General features: G+C 65.1%; 19 protein-coding genes. 14 read left to right on the top strand and 5 right to left on the bottom strand.

Annotated features, from left to right (window positions below):
• Window positions 1-6: 6 nt before the first annotated feature.
• The 3 genes from DQ239_RS18585 to DQ239_RS18595 all read right to left on the bottom strand — a co-directional run bounded on the left by DQ239_RS18585 (window position 7) and on the right by DQ239_RS18595 (window position 2,000).
• A complete protein-coding gene (locus DQ239_RS18585) occupies window positions 7-363 on the bottom strand; it encodes a hypothetical protein (RefSeq protein ID WP_113835908.1) in 357 nt (118 codons plus the stop codon).
• 30 nt (window positions 364-393) lie between these two features.
• Entirely contained in the window at window positions 394-867 is a 474-nt protein-coding gene (locus DQ239_RS18590; protein WP_113835909.1) for a hypothetical protein, read from the bottom strand.
• A 317-nt stretch (window positions 868-1,184) separates the two neighbouring features.
• Window positions 1,185-2,000, bottom strand: a complete 816-nt coding sequence (locus DQ239_RS18595) for a hypothetical protein (protein WP_147252166.1) — start codon at window positions 1,998-2,000, stop codon at window positions 1,185-1,187.
• 342 nt (window positions 2,001-2,342) lie between these two features.
• On the opposite strand from DQ239_RS18595, the gene DQ239_RS18600 reads away from it, so the two are divergent.
• From DQ239_RS18600 to DQ239_RS18645, 11 genes are all read left to right on the top strand, one after another.
• Window positions 2,343-2,750: a helix-turn-helix transcriptional regulator gene (locus tag DQ239_RS18600; protein ID WP_147252167.1), complete on the top strand. Its 408-nt coding sequence runs from the start codon at window positions 2,343-2,345 to the stop codon at window positions 2,748-2,750.
• Window positions 2,751-3,387: 637 nt separating this feature from the next.
• On the top strand, window positions 3,388-5,007 hold the full coding sequence (locus DQ239_RS18605; protein WP_113835912.1) for a polysaccharide biosynthesis tyrosine autokinase: 1,620 nt from the start codon (window positions 3,388-3,390) through the stop codon (window positions 5,005-5,007).
• A 121-nt stretch (window positions 5,008-5,128) separates the two neighbouring features.
• Window positions 5,129-6,943, top strand: a complete 1,815-nt coding sequence (locus tag DQ239_RS18610) for a nucleoside-diphosphate sugar epimerase/dehydratase (RefSeq protein WP_113835959.1) — start codon at window positions 5,129-5,131, stop codon at window positions 6,941-6,943.
• A 23-nt stretch (window positions 6,944-6,966) separates the two neighbouring features.
• Window positions 6,967-8,085: an aminotransferase class I/II-fold pyridoxal phosphate-dependent enzyme gene (locus tag DQ239_RS18615; protein WP_233489482.1), complete on the top strand. Its 1,119-nt coding sequence runs from the start codon at window positions 6,967-6,969 to the stop codon at window positions 8,083-8,085.
• Window positions 8,082-8,708, top strand: a complete 627-nt coding sequence (locus DQ239_RS18620; RefSeq protein WP_113835913.1) for a sugar transferase — start codon at window positions 8,082-8,084, stop codon at window positions 8,706-8,708. Before DQ239_RS18615 ends, DQ239_RS18620 begins: the two co-directional genes overlap by 4 nt.
• The gene (locus DQ239_RS18625; protein WP_113835914.1) at window positions 8,705-9,358 is read left to right on the top strand and encodes a NeuD/PglB/VioB family sugar acetyltransferase; all 654 of its coding nucleotides are present in this window, start codon (window positions 8,705-8,707) and stop codon (window positions 9,356-9,358) included. Before DQ239_RS18620 ends, DQ239_RS18625 begins: the two co-directional genes overlap by 4 nt.
• 213 nt (window positions 9,359-9,571) lie before the next feature.
• Window positions 9,572-10,615 (top strand): NAD-dependent epimerase/dehydratase family protein, encoded by a 1,044-nt coding sequence (locus DQ239_RS18630; RefSeq protein WP_113835915.1) that lies wholly within the window; start codon window positions 9,572-9,574, stop codon window positions 10,613-10,615.
• 116 nt (window positions 10,616-10,731) lie between these two features.
• The gene (locus tag DQ239_RS18635) at window positions 10,732-11,679 is read left to right on the top strand and encodes an ATP-grasp fold amidoligase family protein (RefSeq protein ID WP_158544898.1); all 948 of its coding nucleotides are present in this window, start codon (window positions 10,732-10,734) and stop codon (window positions 11,677-11,679) included.
• 50 nt (window positions 11,680-11,729) lie between these two features.
• Window positions 11,730-12,899: a hypothetical protein gene (locus tag DQ239_RS20175; RefSeq protein WP_147252169.1), complete on the top strand. Its 1,170-nt coding sequence runs from the start codon at window positions 11,730-11,732 to the stop codon at window positions 12,897-12,899.
• Between the two features lie 57 nt (window positions 12,900-12,956).
• Window positions 12,957-14,048, top strand: a complete 1,092-nt coding sequence (locus tag DQ239_RS18640; RefSeq protein WP_199583167.1) for a glycosyltransferase — start codon at window positions 12,957-12,959, stop codon at window positions 14,046-14,048.
• Window positions 14,049-14,220: 172 nt separating this feature from the next.
• Entirely contained in the window at window positions 14,221-15,102 is an 882-nt protein-coding gene (locus DQ239_RS18645) for a hypothetical protein (RefSeq protein WP_147252170.1), read from the top strand.
• A 68-nt stretch (window positions 15,103-15,170) separates the two neighbouring features.
• Here the strand turns inward: DQ239_RS18645 and DQ239_RS21090 are convergent, their stop codons facing one another.
• Window positions 15,171-15,431, bottom strand: coding sequence for a hypothetical protein (locus DQ239_RS21090; protein ID WP_233489483.1), 261 nt, complete (start codon window positions 15,429-15,431; stop codon window positions 15,171-15,173).
• A gap of 198 nt (window positions 15,432-15,629) precedes the next feature.
• On the opposite strand from DQ239_RS21090, the gene DQ239_RS21095 reads away from it, so the two are divergent.
• Window positions 15,630-16,274, top strand: a complete 645-nt coding sequence (locus tag DQ239_RS21095) for a glycosyltransferase (RefSeq protein ID WP_255411262.1) — start codon at window positions 15,630-15,632, stop codon at window positions 16,272-16,274.
• Between the two features lie 1,759 nt (window positions 16,275-18,033).
• Window positions 18,034-18,681: a hypothetical protein gene (locus DQ239_RS18665; protein WP_199583169.1), complete on the top strand. Its 648-nt coding sequence runs from the start codon at window positions 18,034-18,036 to the stop codon at window positions 18,679-18,681.
• Between the two features lie 128 nt (window positions 18,682-18,809).
• On the opposite strand, the gene DQ239_RS18670 is transcribed toward DQ239_RS18665, so the two are convergent.
• Window positions 18,810-19,955, bottom strand: a complete 1,146-nt coding sequence (locus DQ239_RS18670; RefSeq protein ID WP_233489485.1) for an LCP family protein — start codon at window positions 19,953-19,955, stop codon at window positions 18,810-18,812.
• A 250-nt stretch (window positions 19,956-20,205) separates the two neighbouring features.
• Between DQ239_RS18670 and DQ239_RS18675 the strand changes: the two genes are divergently transcribed.
• Window positions 20,206-21,525: a UDP-glucose/GDP-mannose dehydrogenase family protein gene (locus DQ239_RS18675; protein ID WP_113835921.1), complete on the top strand. Its 1,320-nt coding sequence runs from the start codon at window positions 20,206-20,208 to the stop codon at window positions 21,523-21,525.
• Window positions 21,526-21,648: the final 123 nt, after the last annotated feature.

Consider the following 21,648-nt stretch of genomic DNA (forward strand, 5'->3'; position numbering starts at 1 on the left):
TTCCGCTCACACGTTGTCGAACGGGTTGCTGATCCGAGAGCTCGGGGAGCCGGTGGCGGTCGGCGGAGCGACCTGCTGGGCCGGGTCGGCCGGTGCCGGGATGCGCTGCGCCGGCCCCCCAGAGCCGCCGATGATCCGGTCGGCGGCGGCCTGGCGCTCGTCCTCGGCCGCCGCGGCGGCCGAGCGGCCCGCGAAGTGGCGATACACGAAATAGGGCCACCCGAATCCGAGAATCATCGCGCGCAGTCGCCGCTCGAAAGGCGACATCGAACGGTTGGTGCGCTTGAACCAGAAATATGGCCAGGCGATGAGGAGGGCTCCCCAGAGGTAGACCCCACTGATGAAACCGAGAACCGCGGTCATCGCTCGTTCCTTTCGTGGAATGCGGTGGGGTCACACCCCGAAGAAGCCGCCGGACTGCTGATTGCCGTACTGGACGCTGTCGGCGAGTTGCTGGATCGCCGGCACGACTGCGTAGGTGTGCACGATCTGGACGATCGACATGACCTCGTCGACCTCCAGGTCGGAGGGGGCGCCGAAACTGAGGATGCCGATCTGGCGGCCACCCGCGCGTTCCCTGCCGACGAGGTGCCAGCCGACGCGAAGGCTGCCCCCGGATGGCACGGCATAGTGCGCCGTCTTGAAGGGGCGGAGTCGCGGTTCCGTCGGCTCGACGACGAGGCACTGGATCTGCTGCGCGCGGAAGCCGCCAGAGTGGAGCGTGTCGATGGCCATGCTGACCGGGGGCTCGTACTCCTGCACCCCCTGCGCGACGGCCCGCAGGTAGCTCTCGGCGTGCGCAGCCGCGCGCGGTACGACCTCTTCGAAGGACTGCAGCACGCTCGCGTCGTGGATGCTGATGGACACCGTGACTCCCTGGATCGCTCGAGCCATCGACCACGCAGGCCGACGACCGTCTTCGAGAGCCGAACGGTCGACCGATTCTCAGCAGTGGTGCGTCAAGCAAATCTTCCTGATTGCTGCGAGCAGAATCCCCCGTGCGGCGTGGTCAACAGTAAGAACGGATGCGCCGAGCGAAAAGGGCTGGAACGCACTGGGTGCGGCTGAGCGCGTCACGTGTCCGAGGTACACGGCAGGGGATGTTCTGCGCCGCCTCTCGTGCTATTAGCGTCCGCTCGTGGCGCTACGCGGACGTCAGCTTCCGCCGATCAAGGCGGGCATTGTCACTCGCAGACGGGGACGTCGAAGTCGGTGTTGTGGATGTACGGCCCGCCTGGTACATCGCCGTTCATGAAGCTGTTCGCAGGGGACCACAGGCCGTTCCACTCCGCCGTCTCGATCAGGTACCAGAACCCGTCAGGGGTGACGCTCGGGACGCTGGGCGCGTAGTAGCGGCACCGCACCTCTAGGACGGTGTTCGGCGGGATGGCGGGTCCGCCGCCCTCGAGCGTGCGCGGGTCGGCGTAGGTGTTGGCGCCGATGCTCCCGGCTTCCTCCTGCCGCAGCCGTCCGTCGCCGGTGCTCGGCAGCGGCAGGTTGACGAGCTCGTTGGCGGCCGCAGTCCCGTCGGGAGCAGCCGCGCTTTCCTCCTCGTCGACGACGAGCAGGGTTACCAGCACGGCGGCGCCAATGACGGACAGCTGGGCGGCGGCCATCAGCGCCCACCGGCGCCAGCGCCGGCTTGGGGGAGCGGTCGGCTCGTCAGGGACAGGTCGGATGACCTCGTCGGCGACGACTGGGCCACCGTTCCGGCTCGCGGGACCGCAGGACTCGATGAGGGAGGGGACGCCGGCCGCCGTCGGATAGCCGGGCAGCTGCGTCCGTGCCCACATGTCCAGCTCGCGCACCGCGCCGGTGACCTTGGTGCGGGGGTAGTTCCCTGCTGTCCAGTTGTCCAGGGTGCGGACGCTGACCAGCCCCCCGCTGCGCTGGGCCAGCTGCTCCTTGCCACCGGTGACCGCCACCAACCAGTTGACCTGGGCGACGAAGGCATCCCCCGGCACCACCGTCGAACCTGCAACGTCCGCCGTGTCCGTCATCGCAATCCCCGTGCTCCGTCGTCCCGAAGGTGGGGTATTTATCGCACGACATTGCGCTTTTCTGGACTGGTTGCGCGCGAGTGCGTCGTGACGCATGCGCCAACCTGCGGTGGCTAGCGCTGAACCTGCCTTGCCGCAGCCTGCCTGGCGCCACTTCAGTGGAGTTGCCGCCGAGCGATCCCGGGTGCTGCCTCTGCCCTGACCCCGCGAGGCCGTCCCACTTCTCATGGAGAGCTGATGCCACAGTGCCCGGACCGACTTGGCGGTTGCCCACTGCGAGACGGCCGGTCGCCCGCCCACTCAATGCCGACAACGCCGACGGCGGACGACACCCCGATGAGAGTGACCCTCGTCGGCGGAGACGAGGAGCAGCGACAACGACTGGCCGGCCTGCTCGCCCAGGTCGCCGGCGTCGAAGTGACGGGCTGGTCGGACACGCCTCGGTCGCTGACGGTCCTGAAGGCCATGTCGAGCGTCGACGTGTGCATCGACGCTCCTAGTTCGCCGCCGCTGGCGGAGCTGCGCAGACCGTATTTCGCACCGCGGCAGCTGCAGGTTCTCATCGCCTACTCGTCTGGTAACGAACTGCTCGAGGTAGCCGCGCGCCGAGCCGGGATGAATGCAGAGACGTTCAAGACGCACCTGCGCCGCATCCGAGCCAAGTATCGGGAGGTCGGGCGAGATGCTCCGACCCGACTGGACCTCTACGTGAGGGCCATCCAAGACGGATTCTTGTCGCCGCCGTCCTAAGAAGGGGCGGCCGACCCAGGGGGTCGCCGGCCAGTCATCCCGGCGTGCTGGCGGCTAACACCGCGGTGCCGTCGTCGCGAGTTCGTCGCAGTCCTGGACGACGGCAAGCGTGATGGCGACCGCCATGTCGGTAGCGATCGCGGCGGCGGCGGCGAGCAGGGCTACGAGGTTCGGAAACCAGGCCCGCGGGAACGTTCTCCCGGGCTCAGCCGCGGGGGCGGAGGGGCGACTAGCAGAGCCTCCACTGACTCGACGGCCTCGTCGACGGCGGCTGCCCGCGGAGGCCCGCAGGAGTCGATGAGCTGGGGTGCTCCGCCACCGGGAAAGCCCCGGGCCTACGCCGACGCCCAGCCGGTACAGGTCTCGGACAGCACCGGTGAGGCCTGCCCGGATAGGAGCTTCGGGCCGGGTTGGCGGGTTCGAACGCTCACTCGCCTGTCCAAGGCTCGGCACGAACTTTGTTGCCTCCAACGGTCTTAATCAATGGAGTGATCGGGCGAACTGTGGGACGGAACGTGCCGCTGAGCACGGCATTCGCGGGTTTGCGCAGGTTGCGCTGACTTGCGTTCCGGCCCATCTCGTGGCCGTGCGTCACGTTTATCTAACGCAGGATGACGGCTCGACGGTCTATCGCCCGATGAAGCGATCTGAGTCATCACGCAGCGTGATGAACCAAGAAGTGTGCCTTTCAAACACTGCCCAGTCCCATTACTCTCACACCTGCCTCGTGACGCGCTGTGACGTCCAGGCGGTGCGCGGACCGGACGATCGGAACGGTCTGCTTCTTGAGCGGGGGCTCCAGTTGGATCTAAAGGACGTGCTGCAGGCGGTGCGTTCTGGCTGGTGGTGGCTCGTCACCGGGCTGCTGGTCGGCCTTGCGGCGGCGGGACTGCTCAGCTGGCTGACCACGCCGCTCTACTCGTCGTCAACACAACTGTTCGTCGCCGTGGCCGGCTCGACGGACACTTCCGCGGCTCAGGCGGGCAACCTCTTCTCCCAGCAGCGAGTGACCTCCTACGTTCCGTTGCTCACCGGTAAGTCTCTCGCCGGCGAGGTCGTCGACGAACTAGACCTCGACCTGACGCCTGGGCAGGTGGCCGACAAGGTCTCGGCCGAGGTTCTGCCCGAATCGGTCGTCGTCCAGGTCACGGTCACCGACACGTCCGCGGAGCGCGCCCAAGCCATCGCTGCGGCGATGGGGCGACGTTTCAGCGAGCGGGTGACCGAACTGGAAGCCGACGTCACCGCCGTCCGGGTAACCACCACCGAGCAGGCCGAGGTCAACCCGGAACCGGTCAGCCCCGCGATGAACCGGAACCTTGCCCTCGGTGGCGTGCTGGGTCTCCTGATCGGGCTGGGTCTCACCCTGCTGCGCAGCCGGCTCGACAACACGGTGAAGACGGGCGACGACGTGCAGACGCTCACCGGGGCGGGCGTGATCGGCACTGTGCTCGAGGACCCGAAGCTCGACGACGAGCACGTCGTCACCGCGCGTGATGGACACTCGTTGTCCTCTGAGTCGTTTCGCGCCATCCGCACGAACCTGCAGTTCCTCAATGTCGACAGCCCGCCGAAGGTCATCGTCGTCACCAGCTCCGTGCCGGGTGAGGGCAAGTCGACGCTGGCGGTGAACCTCGGGACGGCGCTTGCGCAGTCGGGCAGCCGGGTGATCCTGGTGGAGGCGGACCTGCGCCGGCCCCGGGTGACCCGATACATGGGGTTGGTCAGCGGTGCCGGCCTAACCAACGTCCTGGCCGGCACTGCGGACCTCGCCGAGGTAACGCAGCCGTGGGGTGATGGAAAGCTGTCGGTGCTCGCGGCCGGACCGATGCCTCCCAATCCCAGCGAGCTCCTCGGCTCGGAGCACATGCGCGCCCTGCTGGAGGAGCTCCGCCAGGAGCACGACTTTGTCGTCATCGACACGCCGCCCTTGCTGCCGGTGACGGACGCAGCCGTGCTGAGCGTCGCCGCCGACGGCTGCCTAATCACCACGCGCCACGGCGTGACCCGGCGGGAGCAGCTCGCGGAGGCGTCCAGCGTGCTGGCCAGGATCGACGCGAGGCTGCTGGGCGTCGTGCTCAACCGGGTGCCGCAGTCGGCCGCCATCGCCCGCGGCTATGGCTACGGGTACGGCTATGCGCCCGACGCCGGGCGTATGTCCGTGGCGGAGCCGAGAGGGCGAGCCGCACGTCGGCGGGCCAGGGCTGTCGAGCCGCCTCCGTCTCAGCACGGGTCTGGCGGGGGTGCATCGTCCTGAGCCGCTCCAGTGCGACCGACGCCACCGTCACCCGAGCCACGCCGGTCCGTTGTCCTGACATCCCCGCTCGTCCCCGCCGGTGTGCTGTCGGCCTGAACCCGGACTGGAGACGCACACGGTGATGCCGCGATCTGGCGCCTTCTTCAAGCTCGCGCGCCTCGCGATGGTGGTGGCCGACCTGTTCTCGCTGCAGGCCGGGTTCGTCCTGGTGGTGGCAGCCAGGTACGACGGCGACCTCGACCGGGTTCGTTTCGCCGGTCTGCTCACCGTCACTGCGGTCGGGGGGCTTGCACTCGTCCTCGTCTCCTTCGCTCTGCGGCTGCACCAGGGGCGGTACGCGGTGGGCGGCGTGGACGAGTTCAAGGCGCTCGCGGCCGCGGTGGCAACGGCCGGGCTCGTCGCCTTTGGTGTCGCTCTGGCCGCGGGCTTGCCTCGGCTGGTACCGCTTTCGGTGCCGCTGATTGGCTCAATCGTCGCCCTTGTCGTGATGGCCACGTACCGGCTCGCGATCCGCAGCCAGCGGGAAGGGGCAGTGCGGCCACGCGAGGGCCAGCCGACGCTCGTTTTCGGCGCGGGCAACGCGGGCGACCAACTGATCCGATCCATGCTCGGCGACCCGGCGAGCCCCTACGTGCCGGTCGGTCTTCTGGACGACGACCCGGCCAAGCGGCATGCGCGGATCCGGGGCGTCCGCATGCTGGGCGGCCGTGACCAGATCGGTGCCGCAGCCATCGCCATGAACGCCGAGGTCCTGGTGCTGGCCTTGCCGTCTGCGGACTCGGCGCTGGTGCGCGATCTCTCGCAGCGGGCCACCGACGCCGGACTCACGGTCAAGGTGCTGCCCACGCTGTCCGATCTCCTGACCAGCCGCATCGGCATCCGCGACATCCGCGACATCGACATCGCCGACCTGCTCGGTCGGCACCAGATCGACACGAACATCGGCGAGATCGCGGGCTACCTCAAGGGCAAGCGCGTGCTGGTCACCGGCGCCGGAGGCTCGATCGGTTCGGAGCTGTGCCGCCAGATCCACCGGTTCGGTCCAGCCGAACTGATGATGCTTGACCGCGACGAGTCGGCCCTGCACGCAGTAAGCCTGAGCATCCACGGCGAGGCGCAGCTGCACTTGCCCGAAGTCATCTTGGCAGACATCCGCGACGCCGAGGCGCTGCGCGAGCTGTTCCTGCGGCGTATGCCGGACGTCATTTTCCATGCCGCCGCGCTCAAGCATGTCAACATGCTCGAGCAGTACCCGGGTGAGGGTTGGAAGACTAACGTGCTGGGCACCCGCAACGTGCTCGACGCAGCGGTCGCTGTCGGCGCGCGGCACTTCATCAACATCTCGACGGACAAGGCCGCCGATCCGGTGAACGTGCTGGGCCGCACCAAGCGGATGGCTGAGCGACTGACGGCCACCTACGCGCGGCGGAGCGAGGGCCGGTTCCTCTCGGTCCGCTTCGGGAACGTCCTGGGGAGCCGGGGCTCGGTGCTGGAAACCTTCGCCGCACAAATCGCGCGGGGCGGCCCGGTCACTGTTACCGACCCCGACGTGACGCGGTTCTTCATGACCATCCCCGAGGCCGTCGAATTGGTCATCCAAGCCGGCGCTATCGGCACCGGTGGGGAAGCGCTTGTCCTGGACATGGGCGAGCCCGTGCGAATCGCGGACGTGGCCACGCAGCTCATCGCCATGGAGGGCCGCCCGATCGAGATCCGGTACACCGGGCTACGGCCGGGAGAGAAGCTGCACGAGGAGCTGTTCGGCCGCGAGGAGCTGGACAGCCGGCCGGTGCACCCACTCATCAGCCACGTTCCTGTGCCTGCTGTCGAGGGCGATCTCCAGGCCTGGCTTGAGCGTCCCTTTCCGCCGCTGGAGGCGATCTTGCAGGTGGATGCCATCGAGACCCGGCTCGTCCAGTCAGCGGGGCAGCAGTGACGACGGACCGGGCTCTAGGCCGGGTGCTGCTCTCGCCGCCCGACGTCGGCCCACTCGAGGAGGAGATGGTCGTCGAGGCCGTGCGGTCGGGCTGGATCGCTCCGCTCGGGCCGATGGTCGAAGCCTTCGAGGCGGTCATCGCTGAGCGCTGCGGACGCCAGCACGCGGTGGCGCTCTCCTCGGGGACGGCGGCGCTGCATCTGGCGCTGCTCGAGGTCGGTGCCTGCGCGGGCACGGTCGTGCTCGTTCCGGCGCTGACCTTCGCCGCGACGGCGAACGCCGTCGTCTACACCGGCGCCGAGCCGGTGTTCGTCGACTGCGAGTCGAAGTCCGGCAACCTCGACCCCCACCTGCTCGAGAGCGCCCTGCGTCAGTTGCAGGGCGAGGGCGTGTTTGTGGCCGCCGTCGTGCCAGTGGATCTGCTTGGACGCTGCGCGGACTACACGCGGATCCTGCCGATCTGTGAGCGCTACGGAGTGCCGGTCGTGTCGGACGCCGCTGAATCGCTCGGGTCGAGCCACGAGGGCCGGCCCGCGGGCTCGTTCGGCCAGATGGCAGCCCTGTCGTTCAACGGCAACAAGATCATGACAACCAGCGGCGGCGGCATGCTCCTCACCGATGACGCCGCCACTGCCGACCGGATCCGCTACCTCAGCACCCAGGCGCGCCAGCCAACCGTGCACTACGAGCACACCGAGATCGGCTACAACTACCGGCTCAGCAACGTCCTCGCCGCCCTGGGGCTGGCCCAGCTGGAGCGGCTCGACGAGATGATCGGCCGCCGGCGAGCGCTACGACAGCAGTACGTGGACCTGTTTGCCGGGCAGCCCGGCGTCACCGTCTTTCAGCACCCCGGCGAGGAGGCGGACAACTGCTGGCTCACTGCGGTCTGCATCGAGCCGATGGAAGCCGGCTGGTCGGCCGACGACCTGCGGAAGGCCCTGGACGCGGTTGATATCGAGTCCCGACCAATCTGGAAGCCGATGCACCAGCAGCCTGTCTTCGCGGGCGCGCGTTCCTTCCTCAGCGGCGAGTCGGACCATGTTTTCGCGACGGGCCTCACGCTCCCGAGCGGCTCCGCCCTGAAGCCCAAGGATGTCGATCGGGTCGTGGCGACAGTCCGAAAGTTCCTGGGCGCATGACGCGCACCTCGGCATACCTGCCCGTCAAGCGGGCCTTCGACGTGGTGGTCTCGGGTGTCGCCCTGGCCGTGGGCGCACCGGTGATGGCCGCGGTGGCGGTCGCTGTTCGGCGGGATCTCGGCTCCCCGGTCCTGTTCAGGCAACAGAGACCGGGACGGCACGGCGAACCGTTCGACCTGGTCAAGTTCCGGACGATGCGTAGTCTCGGCAGCTCGGACAGCGTCGCCAACGACGCGGAGCGACTGACGTCTCTTGGACGCTGGCTGAGGAGCACGAGTCTCGACGAGTTGCCGACGCTCTGGAACGTGCTGCGGGGAGACATGAGTCTGGTGGGCCCCCGGCCGCTGCTCATCGAGTACCTCGAGCGCTACACGACCGAGCAGTACCGGCGGCACGAGGTGCGTCCGGGGGTGACCGGCCTGGCTCAGGTGCGCGGTCGCAATGCCTTGACGTGGGAAGAAAAGTTCGCCGCCGACGTCGAGTACGTAGATCGGATCAGCCCTCTCATGGACATGCGGGTTCTATGGGCCACGGTCACGGCGGTCCTGCGTCGCACAGGGATCTCCGCACCAGGTGTCGAGACGATGCCTGTCTTCCAGGGAGATCGGCGAGGCGCCGGATGACCGCCCCGACCCCCTTGGTAGTCATCGGAGCGGGAGGCTTCGGCAGAGAGGCCCTGGACGTCGTCGAGGCAGTGAACGCGGGCGACTCGCGACCCAGATTCGACGTCCGCGGGGTGCTGGATGACGCGCCAAGCGAAGTGAATCTGAGCCGCTTAGCAAGCCGTGGCGTCCCATACCTCGGGACCATCGCGGAGGCCCTGGCAGGTCGGCTGTACGGCGGCTCCTACGTACTCGGAGTTGGGAATCCAGCTGTGCGGGCGAAGCTGGACGATCTCTTTACCGCAGCAGGCCTAGAGTCGCCGCCTCTTGCTCATCCGGCAGCGGGGATAGGTTCAAATACCAGCATCGGTTACGGCTCGGTCGTCTGCGCTGGCGTTCAGGTGTCCACGAACGTTTCGATCGGACAATCTGTGCACCTCAATCCGAACGCAACGGTCGGTCATGATGCGGTGCTCGAGGACTACGTGTCGGTCAATCCAGGTGCCGTCATCAGCGGTGAGTGCCATATCGGCCGCGGCACCCTGGTGGGGGCTGCAGCGGTCGTCCTGCAAGGCGTGACCGTGGGAGGGGGTGCTCTAGTAGGGGCGGCCGCCTGTGTGACACGTGACGTCCCCCCCGGACTTACGGTCAAGGGGGTGCCCGCCCGGTGAACGAAAACTGCATGCCTTCTACCGCCGCTCAGCTTAGCGGGCCGGAACATTCCGACCGCAGAGATGTCATCCAAGGGCAAAGGAAAAGCCGGCCCTGTGCGGTGCCGCATGGGCCGAAGGTCAGCTTGCCGAGCGCGGCGCCTCGGTCTAGACCCACCTATTGGACGTCGGACACGTAGCGAACGGCGCGAACTCAACGCGCACACGCTGTGCATGCCTAATGCGATACGGAGGACATCAGTGGCAAGAACTGTGGTGACCGGGCACGCTGGATTCATAGGCTTCCACTTGGCTCAGAGACTGCTAAACCAAGGCAACGTCGTCCTCGGGATCGACGGAATGACGGACTACTACGATCCGCAATTGAAGCGCGACAGACTTGCTCAACTTCGGCGCACAGAAAACTTCACGCACGAAGAACGAATGCTGGAGCATAGGGACGAAATCGTTGCGCTGATATTGCGTTTTCAACCTGACGCGATAGTCCACCTCGCAGCCCAAGCCGGCGTGCGCTATAGCCTGGAGAACCCAGCCGCCTATATTGAGTCAAACGTCCTTGGCACGTTCACCGTCCTGGAGGCGGCTAGGCAGGCCAAGCCTAAGCACCTTTTGATGGCTTCCACCTCGTCCGTCTATGGTGGCAATCAGAAGGTTCCGTTCGCGGAGACCGATCGAACCGACGCCCCCATATCGCTGTACGCGGCCACCAAGAAAGCCGGGGAGGATCTGGCTCACTCGTATTCATCGCTTCACCAGTTGCCAACAACAGCCTTTCGCTTCTTCACGGTCTACGGCCCCTGGGGGCGTCCCGACATGGCTCTATTCAAGTTCGTCGACGCCATTCAGCATGGGCGGGCCATCGACGTGTACGGCAACGGCGAGATGCGCCGCGATTTCACATACATCGACGATCTGGTGGACGGGATCGTGGGGCTGCTCGATCGGCCACCGGCCCTTGGGCGTCCGGTGAGTCAGCTGGACTCACTTAGCGCGGTGGCCCCTTTCCGTTCGGTGAACATCGGCGGCGGTAACCCAGTTGGACTAATGGACTTTATTGCTGCAATTGAGGATTCGCTCGGGCAGAAGGCGCGGGCGAATCTCTTGCCGATGCAGACTGGCGACATGGTTGAGACGTATGCAGAGCCCGCACTTCTCGAAGCACTCATCGGCCGAGCGCCTCGCACTCCCCTGAGTCAGGGAGTTCGAGAGTTTGTGAATTGGTACAACAACTACTGCGCTGGTTTTCGGGAGGAGTGACCCGTCTTGAGCGCTAGACCTTGCATTCCGATATATCCGCTTCGGCAGGAAGGCGCGGCGTGGGCGGCGTAGCGGAACGAATGCGGTATTGGACGGCCGTCCTAGCCCGCCGATCGATGGTCGGCCTCGTGGCTATCAGGACGGCACGCAATCCGGCACGTACCCTGCAAATTCTCTCGAAGTGGGGGAGGGATAGGCGTTGCCTCCCCTTGCGCTTGCGCCCGCACCTTCTTGATTATATTGAGATCCACCATTTCATGGCGTCTCGTCTGGGGCGCTACCCAAACTTGCAGGCGCCTCGAGACTTTAACGACAAGATTCAATGGCTCAAACTGTTCGCGCGACAAGCCGGCATGGCCAAGCTGGTCGATAAAGTTGCTGTTCGCGAGTGGGTCGCCAACCGAATCGGACCCCAATACCTGATTCCACTTAGGGACACTGCTGAGAGGTGGTCGCGGCTCGATCCGAGTGCCCTCCGCGCTCCCTTCGTGGTCAAAACGGCGCACGATTCCGGCAGCACAGTCATTGTCACGTCTGATGATCCACATTCGATTCTTCGCGCCCGGACAGCGATTACACGCGCTCAGAGGCGGCGGTACGGGACAGTCGGCGCGGAATGGGCCTATCGCGACGTCCGCGCGCGAGTGCTAGTTGAGGAGATGATCGGCAACGGTACGGTTCCCCCTGCCGACTACAAATTCTTCTGCGTGCGCGGTGAAGTGAAACTTGTCCAGAAACTTTGGGGGCGATTCGAGGGCACATTGAAGGAGGCGACATTTGACGCGTCAGGCAGCAGCGCCGCCCTTCATGTAGATCCGACCAACGCACATGAGGATGGCGGACCCCTCCCAGGCAACTGGCAAGAAATGCTTTCCGTAGCCTCCGCTCTCTCGATGGACTTCGAGTTCGTACGCGTGGATTTATTCTCCATCGGGGGAAAAGTCTTCTTCGGAGAGCTGACCTTCTGGCCCTACAGCGGCTACTACCTCGGCGACCAGCGAGCGCTTGGCGGGCTGATTGAGGTCGACAACCAATTCACCGGTCGGACGGCGCCCGGAACATGACGACAACTCGTCCGGAGCGGAGACGCAACAGATCGGGCATGCTTCGCCAAGTGGGGGCTTCCGGCGCCGCGAGAGGATCGGCCGCCCTCGGTCAGGCGGCCTTGTTGATCCTTTTGGCGCGCGACGTTGGGCCAGCCATGTTTGGGACACTAGCGGTCTTCTTCTCGCTCCAGGCGGTCGTCTTCCCGATCGCGGGGATGAACACGCCCACATTCGTTGCGCGCGAATACGCGAAGGGATCCGTAGAAACCGCACTTGCGTCAATGCGCACAAATAGGGTTGTCGTCACCGCCGCTTTCGTACTCACCACACTCGTGACGGCCCCGCTCTGGGGTTCGGTGCAACCAGCCGCGGCTATTGCGGCTAACGGGTTGTCTGCGTCCGCCGACAACGTAAGCGACAACCGTCTCGCGGTGTCTTACGCCCAACGACGTGCCGCGCCGGCTGTTGTCGTGATCGTGGCTCGAAGCGTCGTCGCGCTCACGGTCTATCTAGTATTGCTGGCTATGTCTTGGGGAGCGCTCGAAGCGTTTTCCTTGGCGAAGGTGGCATCAGCGATCGTGAGCATTTCGCTCAGCCGCCTTACTGTGAAAACTGAACGGTTGAGACGGGTCACATCGACCCGTCAAATCCTCCGCCAGCAGTTCGGTATGGCGTCGGCATTGTGGGCCAGCTCGTTGCGGAACTTTGACGTGATTATCCTGTCCGCAGTTGCGGGCGTACACGCTGCCGGCCTTTATGCAGCAGCATCCCGCGCCATAACGCCGTTTTGGCTCGTCCCCGCCAGCATCAATCCTGTCTTGGTTCCTTCGGCCGTGGGCTGGCGTCCTGAAAAGGCGACAAAGCTGATACGCGACCTGTACGTTGGCTTGGTGCTCCTTAGTGTAGTGACCCTAGCGTTTGGTCCATTCGCGGAGCGCGGGGTCACCTTGGTCCTCGGAGCCGACTATGCAGGTGCAGGAATTCTGCTCATCCTTATATCACTCCGTATTGGGCCCGTCGCCGTGGGCCCGGTTATAGCCGGGGTCCTTCAAGCCCGGGGATTCGAGAAGTACGTCGGGAGAAACTCACTGATCGTCGCGCTCCTCACACTGATGGGGGCCTACATTGGCGCTCTGATAGGCGGAGCGGCGGGAGCGGCGGTTGTCATCGCAGTCGTTGCCCTATTCGGTTCCACGCGCCTGTGGCTAACAGGGCGGAAACTTCTCATGGGATCTTGACCGGCATCACTCGCCCTTGGCCATCGCAGCTGCATCGAATATTGGAAACTCTATACCGTGCAACGTATTGCAATCTTTCTTCCCTCCCTTAGCGGCGGGGGTGCTGAGCGAGTATTCGCGGACCTGGCAAACGCCCTCTGTCGCCAAGGGTATGAAATTGATCTTGTGCTGGCGCAGCGCACCGGTCCGTATTTAGCGGATCTGGATCCAGAAGTGCGCGTGTGCGACCTCGGGGCGTCTGGCGTAGTTGGTAGCCTCCGGCCGCTGGCGAGATACATACGAGACACTGACGCCGGTGTGTTAATTAGTGCGCTAAACCACGCAAACGTAATTGCTCTCAGCGCGAAAGCGTTGTCTGGATCGCAAATTCGAATGGTGGTGAGCGAACGAAACTCGCCAAAGGCCGAACTTCAGTCGAACTTGACGTCTCGCGCCATCCGTCTCTTGATGCGCGCACTCTATCGGCGTGCCGACGCAGTGGTGGCGGTTTCCGAGGGGATCGCCGACCAGTTGGTCGAACACTATGGAGTGAAGCGCGCTCAGATCGCCGTCATAAATAACCCGGTGGACACCGAGCGAATCGACCGGCTCGCCGGCGCGTCGATCGAGCATCCTTGGCTGCCATCCCCCGACGGCAGCAAGACCGTACTTGCTGTTGGTCGGCTCGAGCCTCAGAAGGACTATAAGACTCTCCTTCGGGCCGTCTCGTTGAGCGAACTTGGAGATGGACTCCGCCTCGTCGTGCTGGGGGAGGGAAGCCAGCGCTCAGCCTTGGAGCGACTGGCCGCAGAGCTAAATATCAGCGACCAGGTGGACTTCGCTGGCTGGGAGCCAAACCCGTTTGCGTATATGGCAAAGGCGTCCCTTTACGTCCTGAGCTCCAAATGGGAGGGGTTCCCCAACTCCCTGATCCAAGCGATGGGGTGTGGCGTGCCCGTTGTGAGTACCGACTGCGAGACGGGCCCCTCAGAGATCTTGGCCGGTGGGCGATGGGGGCGACTGGTGCCCGTGGGGGATGCGCAGGCGCTAGCCTCAGCCATCGACGCAACTCTCATTGATGGAACCGGACCAGACGTTCGCCGGCGAGCCGGAGACTTTCACCCCGAGGTCATCTTGGCGCAGTACCTCGCCGTGCTGCGGGGGGAGTAGACGAGACGGTATGCAGACTCCGCCTACTGCTACGGACACCGAGCCTGCAGGCGTGGGCCCGGGAATCCGACTAACGAGCGTCCCAGCGCAAACCTTCGTGGCCGGGACCGTGGCTCTTCTCCTTATCGCGATCCCGTGGCCAGACATCTGGCTGCGTACGTATGGGTACCCGATGATCGACCGGACCGCTTACCTCGAGCAAATGGCCGGACGTAACCTGCCGATCGACTACCTTCCTTACGATAGCTGGCTGTCCTATTACACCGACGAGTTTCTCTGGAGCTGGCTCCTCGCCGCGCTGACGCGCGACCTCGGAGTGGCGCCCGACACGGTACTCAACTGCGTAGCGTGGCTCACCTTATTCGTCTTCTCCCTGACCATTCTGCAGCGCACGTCGGTCTGGTACTTGTGTCTGTTGGCTAATCCTCTCGTGGTCGATTTCGCCTTCTCGCAGTCTAGATCAGCGCTAGCGATCTCTCTGCTGGGCATTGCCCTGCTCCTGGGTACTCGATTCACCTGGCTGAGGGTCCTATTAGCAGGTGCCGCGGTGCTGGTTCACTCCTCGATGCCTCTATTCCTGGCGTTCTACGCGCTAGCGCGGTTCGTCTTGCGCCATGAGCCTCGAACTGAAAAAGCAGCGGTCGGACAGGCGGCGGTGCTCATGACCGCTGGGGCAGTCGTAGCCCTGGCGACAGGTCCTCTTCGCGTGACTATCCTCAATGCACTGGGTGACCGCCGTGTCGAGTATCCGGAAAACACATCCTCTCTACTCTTTATGTCCTTTTGGGTCCTTCTCTTGGTGTGGCTACTCGTGGACTGGCGCGACAGCGTGAGGCGCATTGATGCGGCCATTATCGTTCCCGTCCTGACCGTCGCTGCGGTGAATATCCCTCTTCAGGGATACTCCACCAGATTCCTCGTAGCGCTGTTTCCGTTCATGATCGTGGCAATCGCCCGCCTCAATCGTCGCTGGTCCGGTCTGCCCGGCGTAATCTATGCGGCCTACACGGTTCTGCAGTGGGCGTATTGGTTGCGCTTCAACGAGACCTTCTGACGCGGTGGCGCTCGCAGTGACGATGTTCTTGCCGACGACGTAATGACCGGGACGGGGCTATGGATCAGTCAATGAAGATTCTGCACGTAATCAACGGCGTCGATGCTGGTGGCGCGCAGACGCTCCTTGAACAGCTGGGGGCTAACCCCGATCCTGCGTGGGAACTGCATCTTGTGGTCCTGCTCGGGCCCGGTGCCCTGTCCGAGCGGCTGGAACCACATTTTGCTAGCACGACGTATCTGGGTCTCGATCGCAGTTCGTGGCGTGTCGACGATCTCGTTCGGAAGGTAGCTGAGGCGTGTCGCGAGGTGGACCCTGACGTTATTCACTCCCACCTTGTGCAGGCGGACCTAGCGGTCGGTCTCGCTCCCCGACCGAGGCGGACCACCGGCAAAGTTACGACTGTGCATACCGCTGGGCTCTCCTTCGGAGAACCGCCGCGGACGCGTCTGCTTGCCTCAGGGTTAGGCCTTCTGGCGCACCGTTTCGATGCCGCCGTGGCCTGCACGCCTCGCGCTCTGCAGTATATGCATGGACGAGGTTACCCGCGGAGCCGTACTCACGTAATCACAAACGGTGTTGTAGTGCCGCCCAGGCAAGCCGAAAGTCGCCGCCCGGCGACGCTCGTCAGCCTAGCCCGATGGCACCCGATGAAGGACTTTCAAACGCTTCTAGAGGCGTTCCGGGAGGTGGTGACCGACATACCAGAGGCTCGGCTGGTTTGCGCAGGCTTTGGTGTTGACAAGTCCAACGATGAGCTGCGAAAACTTATCAATGAGCGGAGACTGGAAGACGCAGTATCAACGCTCGGACCGATCGATAACGTGGGAACGCTCTTACGCGCAGCCAAGGGGCTCGTGATCTCCAGTCGATACGGCGAAGCTCTACCGATGGCTGGCCTGGAGGCCTTAGCACTGGGGACGCCCGTCGTTACGACTGACGTCGGGGACACTGGGGAGTTGACCGTTGACCGATTCCAGCTTGTGCCGGCCGGCAACCCGGGGGCCTTAGCGCATGCCATGACTCTGTTGTTGACGGCCACGCAGGACGCTTACGAAGACCTGTCGAGCCGCAGCTATCTGCGTCTCTCGGCCAACTTTGATATCAGAGTAACGGTGGAAAGGTACGATGCTCTCTATCGCTCTGTTCGTGCCAGGCGGACAGGCGGGTGACGGCGCCGCCGCTGGGAGTCCTCTGAAGGTTCCGACTGGTCGGCCGCCCTCGTCTAGATAAGCCGTTCCAAGAGCTGGCCGATCTCTCGCGCAGCGATCTGCGGTGCTAGCTGGCTTCGTTCGGTCGGGACGTCGTGCAGCTTCCCGGTCCGATAATCGTTGGCTATCAGCGCTGCAAGGCCTCGCGTGTCGCGAAACGGGACCACCCTGGCCGCGGGGGTGTCGATGACGCCCTTAACCCGGTACCCGTACGTCCAGCGTCCTACGGCGGCCGCTTCTAACGCCACTCGTACAAGCCCTTCCCAGGCCGCTGTGTGGAGAAGCAGGTGACTTTCAGCTAGCAGTCGTGCGACGTTTCCTCGTCCGGGAAGCGCGACGTTGTGTGACAAGTTCCGGTCGACGACCTCCTCGCGCACATCCGCGTGAAGGGATCCAGTCCCGTACATGTCCAAGCGAACGTGCGGGAACTCTGATCGAAGATGGGCGACGACGTCTAGCGCATCGCTGGGCCGCTTGCGTTTGCTGAACTCGCCGGCCCACGCGAGACGAAGCGGCGGGATCGGGAACTGGTTCGCGCGAGGGAAATCAGCCAAGGGCACACCGACGCCGGCATTTAGGCGAAGTACTCTTTCGGGGGGCATGCGGCTTAAGAACCAGTCCTCGTCATGACTGTTGAGGACGATAGCTGCAGCAGTTCGATGGAGTAGTCCTCGTTCGATCGGCTCCCAAGCAATCCGCGACCGCATGTCGCGCCGGGAGGCCCAATGCAGTCCGTGGCAAAAGTAGACAATCGGGACAGTTGTCACCGCCGATCGGACAAGTGTGGAGGCTACGGCAGTGTTCGTTAGCACAATATCGAGGTGATTGTCTGCGACCCAATCCTGCAGTGTTCGTCTCGACCGAAGCGCCGCGAGCGAGGGTCGGCGTGTGACTCCGTCTAACACTGCCGTGCCGTCAAGGACGGCGGACGTGCCGCTGGCAGGAAAAACGGCATATCCGCGCCGCGTCCACTCCTCAACTAGAGGGGGGAAGAAGGCATCTAATGTTGTGCCGACGCTGGTCAATAGCCCTACGCGCAAGGTCTGCAACAGTCCCTTCGGCGTCGTAAAAAGTCGAGTCTCTTATGAGATGCCCGATTCAATATCCTGGATGCGGGGTCGGGGGGCAGCAGATGGACTGCTGACCAAGCCGGATGCTTGCCGTCGGCCTATGCCGCGAAAAGAGTATTTCACACTGTCGACTGGCGGCACACCGTTACGTCAACCAGAGATCCTGCCTACGGATGGCCCTTGAAGCAGGGCTCGGGACCGTTGCCTTCGGTTGGAAAGGTCCTACAGGGCTCATCGCCTGGATGTGAAGTCGGAGGTCAACCGCTACTGGGAGAGCGTCGATGTTGGTACTTGCGGCCTGGGCGCCATCGGCCTCAGTTGACCTCAGTTGGGCCGCAGCTCTTGGGCGGCGACGGACCGGAGGACATCGGAAGGGATGAAGTCAGGGGCGGAAGTCTGTGCCCGGATCGCCTCGTCGCGGCGATCAGCGAGCCGCATGCCTCGACCCATCAGCCAGCCGGCTGGGGCCGCCAGCCCCGTCCACGCTGCGGCGAGCAGCATCCAAGTCATGAGACATGTCTACGGTGCGCCGTGGCCTCATCACTATCTGCCACGCAGACACAATCTGCTGAAGGGAACGTCCCGTCACTGGTCACCCTGACGGGTTGGGGCCTGGTCTCGCGACCCTCTTGCCCGCTCACACTGGTCAGGTGAGCGCGTCGCTAGAGGATCCTTCGTTCCGGATCCTGTTCGTTTGCACCGGCAACATCTGCCGGTCGGCGTTCGCGCAGCGGCTCGGGCGCGAGTGGCTGCGTGAGGCCCTCGGTGAGAAGGCCGATGCATTCGACATCTCCAGCGCCGGCACGCGAGCCGTTGTCGGCTCGGCGATGCACCCCGACACCGCCCTCGCTCTGCGCGGGATCGGCGTGGAAGCCGGCGAGTTCCGGGCCCGCCAGCTCATTGCGGCGCACCCGGCCGTGTCCGATCTCGTCCTCACAATGACGCAGTCGCACCGCAGGCACGTCCTCGGCCTCGCCCCCCGCGCGCTCGCGCGAACGTTCACGCTCCGCGAGGCAGCGGCCCTGGTCGACCTCCTCGACGAGTCGCCGGCCGAGCCGAGCGACGACTTCGCCGGTCGCGCCCGCGACCTGGTCGCTGCGCTGGCCGATGCCCGCTCCCGTCGGGAAAGGGGCGGGGACGACGACGTCCCGGACCCGATCAACCAGGCCCCCGAGGTGCACGAGTATGCGGGCGAGTTGATCGTCGACGCGCTGCTCCCGCTGCTCCGCCGTCTGGTAGGCGAGCGCACGACTGCGTCCGCGGAGGCTGCTGTGCAGGATGCGACTGCGGGCGGCTGACGACCAGGCGCCAGGCGGCGTCTCATCCCCTCAGAAGAACCTGGCATGGCTTAATCACAACGGCGGTGCCCGCCGGCGTCGATGAGCTCGTCCTCGCCGCCGTTTCAGTGGGATGGAGCCTGGCACCGTCAGCGCGGAACGTCGGGCAGTGATTCGTCGCTGAACTCGTCGGCGTTGCGGGCCAGTGAGTCGCTGCGGAGGTACTCCCACATGCGCTCACCGGAGGTGTTGTCCAGGTAGACCACGCTGGCCGGCCCCTCCATCCCGGTGCCCAGCACGGGTGCGGTGAAGTACCCGACCTCATCAGGGGTCAGCCCGCGCAGGGAGTACGCCAAGCGCAACAGGTCGGTGTTGCTGAGGCTGTCGTCGATCGTCACCGCGCTGGTGACCGTCCGCATGGCGGAGTCGAGGCGTCCAGGGTCGGTGAACGTATCGGCGGTGAAGAGCTTGCTGAACATCGCCTTGAGGTACTGCTGCTGCCGCTTGACCCGGTCGAAGTCGCCACCGGGCAGGTTCTTGCGCTGCGCCAGGTAGACGCGAGCTTGCTCTCCGTCGAGATGGTTGACGCCGGCGGTGAAGGTGGAGTTCCCGTTGGTGGTTGTCTCGGCGACCACGACGTCGACACCGCCTAGGTCGTCGGTGACCTGAATCAGGCCCTCGAAGTCGATGACGACATAGTGATCGATACGCACCTGCGTCAGTTGCTCGACGGTCTCGATGAGTAGTGACGGACCCCCGAACGCATAGCTCGCGTTGATCTTGTTGAGGCCGCGTCCGGGGATGTCCACCCATGAGTCGCGGGGGATGGAGACCAGCTGGGCGTGCTCGCGGTCGGCGGAGAAGCGCGCGATCATGATCGCGTCCGAGCGACCCCCGGGATCCACACCCTGCTCGCCCTCGCTCCGCGTGTCCGAGCCGACCAGCAGAATGGTCACCGGGTCTCCGCTGCCGGTGGCGGGGGTGGCCGGAGCGGGACGCGCCTCGGCGTCGAGATCCTGGAAGACGTCCTCGACCCGATCGATGTTGCCCGCCCAGCGCTCGGTGAGAAACCAGAGGCCGCCGCCGACAGTCAAGGCGATGACCATGGCCAGGGTGCCGACGGCGATCAGAACCCGCTTCAGCGTCCGTAGCCGGTGTGGGGGAGCGGCCGGCTCGTCGTTGAATAGGGACGGCTCACTCAAGGATGCATCAGCGGCTTCGCCAGCATGCTCAGCTGCGCGATCGACCTCGGGCTCGGCGCCCGTGTGGCGCTCGCCGTCGTCTTCGGTGCTCACGCCGGACTCCCGTCGTCCCTGGTAGGAGACTTACGGTACGGCGGCGGGCCTACGAAAGGGGACCCCTCGCCACCCCAAGAGGGTGACGCACCGAGCCTGATTGACCTGCGTAACCGGCTTCTGTCCGGGCCTGTTCACGCTCGCCGTCTGCACCGGCTGGCCTTGTAGCGAGCGCACGCTCTACCGTCCGGTGAAACTTCGCAGAGCTGAGTCCTGCGTTTGCACCATGTCATCCGCGAACGGAGCACGAATGAAGATCTCGGTCATCGGCTGCGGCTACCTCGGTGCCGTGCACGCGGCCTCGATGGCCGAGCTTGGCCATGACGTCGTGGGCATCGACGTCGACGGTCCCAAGATCGAGTCGCTGTCTCAGGCCAAGGCCCCCTTTTACGAGCCCGGCTTCGAGGAGTTGCTCGACCGCACGCTGGAAACCGGGCGGCTGCGGTTCAGCACCGACTTCGGCGATGCTGCGGGCTCGTCGGTCCACTTCGTCTGCGTGGGCACCCCGCAGAAACGCGGGGAGTACGCGGCGGACATGCGCTACGTCCAGGGCGCGGTCGAGTCGCTGCTGGGCGTGCTCCGTCCGGGCGAGCTCGTCGTGGGCAAGTCCACGGTCCCGGTCGGCACCGCTGCAGTATTGGCGGAGCTGGTGACCAGCAAGATCCCGGGCGCCCTTCTTGCCTGGAACCCCGAGTTTCTTCGTGAGGGCTTTGCCGTCCAGGACACCTTGCAGCCCGACCGCCTCGTCTACGGGCTTCCTGCGGGCGAGGACGGGGCTACCGCGAGGGCGCTGCTCGACGAGGTCTACGCGAGCATCGTCGAGCGGGGAACGCCGAAGGTGGAGAGCGACTACGCCACCGCCGAGATGGTGAAGACAGCGGCCAACTCGTTCCTGGCCACCAAGATCTCGTTCATCAACGCGATGGCCGAGCTGTGCGAGGCGACCGGGGCAGATGTGAAGCTGCTGGCCGACGCCATCGGCTACGACGACCGGATCGGGCGAAAGTTCCTCAACGCCGGGCTCGGCTTCGGCGGGGGCTGCCTGCCCAAGGACATCCGGGCGTTCATGGCCCGCGCCGGGGAGCTGGGCGCGGATCAGGCGCTGACGTTCCTGCGTGAGGTGGACAACATCAACATGCGCCGCCGGATCCGCATGGTGGAGCTGGCGCGGGAGGTCTGCGACGGCTCGCTGCTGGGCAAGCGGGTGGCGGTGCTGGGGGCGGCGTTCAAGCCGGACAGCGACGACATCCGCGATTCGCCGGCGCTGAACGTCGCCGCGCAGCTGCAGCTGCAGGGCGCGGTCGTGCAGGTGACCGATCCGGCGGCAGGGGGCAACATCCGCCGCAGCTGGCCGCAGCTCGACGTCGTCGACACGGCCGAAGAGGCCGCACACCGGGCCGACGCGGTGCTGCTACTCACCGAGTGGAAGCAGTACCGCGAGCTCGACCCCGTCGCCTTCGGCGAGGTCGTAGCGCAGAAGCGGGTGCTCGACGGTCGCAACGCCCTCGATCGTGACGCCTGGACCGCTGCCGGCTGGAGCTACCGGGCGTTGGGCCGGCGCGCGGGCTGAGCGTCGCCGGGCGACAGCTCCGCCCAACACCCACCGAGCAGTTCGCCACTCTTTCGGTGTTGCAGCGACTCGGGAATCGGCGTTCGAATGGCTACATGGAGTGGGCGGTATGGGCGCTCGGGC

It is taken from the genome of Blastococcus sp. TF02-09, from assembly GCF_003319105.1.
In the GTDB taxonomy this organism is placed as follows: Bacteria; Actinomycetota; Actinomycetes; order Mycobacteriales; family Geodermatophilaceae; genus Blastococcus.

What these genes read in the sequence shown, in the direction of transcription:
- DQ239_RS18585 (WP_113835908.1), bottom strand. Translation starts at nt 363, where the DNA reads ATGACCGCGGTTCTCGGTTTCATCAGTGGGGTCTACCTCTGGGGAGCC.
- DQ239_RS18595 (WP_147252166.1), bottom strand. Translation starts at nt 2,000, where the DNA reads ATGACGGACACGGCGGACGTTGCAGGTTCGACGGTGGTGCCGGGGGAT.
- DQ239_RS18605 (WP_113835912.1), top strand. Translation starts at nt 3,388, where the DNA reads ATGAAGCGATCTGAGTCATCACGCAGCGTGATGAACCAAGAAGTGTGC.
- DQ239_RS18610 (WP_113835959.1), top strand. Translation starts at nt 5,129, where the DNA reads ATGCCGCGATCTGGCGCCTTCTTCAAGCTCGCGCGCCTCGCGATGGTG.
- DQ239_RS18620 (WP_113835913.1), top strand. Translation starts at nt 8,082, where the DNA reads ATGACGCGCACCTCGGCATACCTGCCCGTCAAGCGGGCCTTCGACGTG.
- DQ239_RS18625 (WP_113835914.1), top strand. Translation starts at nt 8,705, where the DNA reads ATGACCGCCCCGACCCCCTTGGTAGTCATCGGAGCGGGAGGCTTCGGC.
- DQ239_RS18630 (WP_113835915.1), top strand. Translation starts at nt 9,572, where the DNA reads ATGCCTAATGCGATACGGAGGACATCAGTGGCAAGAACTGTGGTGACC.
- DQ239_RS18635 (WP_158544898.1), top strand. Translation starts at nt 10,732, where the DNA reads ATGGTCGGCCTCGTGGCTATCAGGACGGCACGCAATCCGGCACGTACC.
- DQ239_RS18645 (WP_147252170.1), top strand. Translation starts at nt 14,221, where the DNA reads ATGATCGACCGGACCGCTTACCTCGAGCAAATGGCCGGACGTAACCTG.
- DQ239_RS21095 (WP_255411262.1), top strand. Translation starts at nt 15,630, where the DNA reads ATGCATGGACGAGGTTACCCGCGGAGCCGTACTCACGTAATCACAAAC.
- DQ239_RS18675 (WP_113835921.1), top strand. Translation starts at nt 20,206, where the DNA reads ATGAAGATCTCGGTCATCGGCTGCGGCTACCTCGGTGCCGTGCACGCG.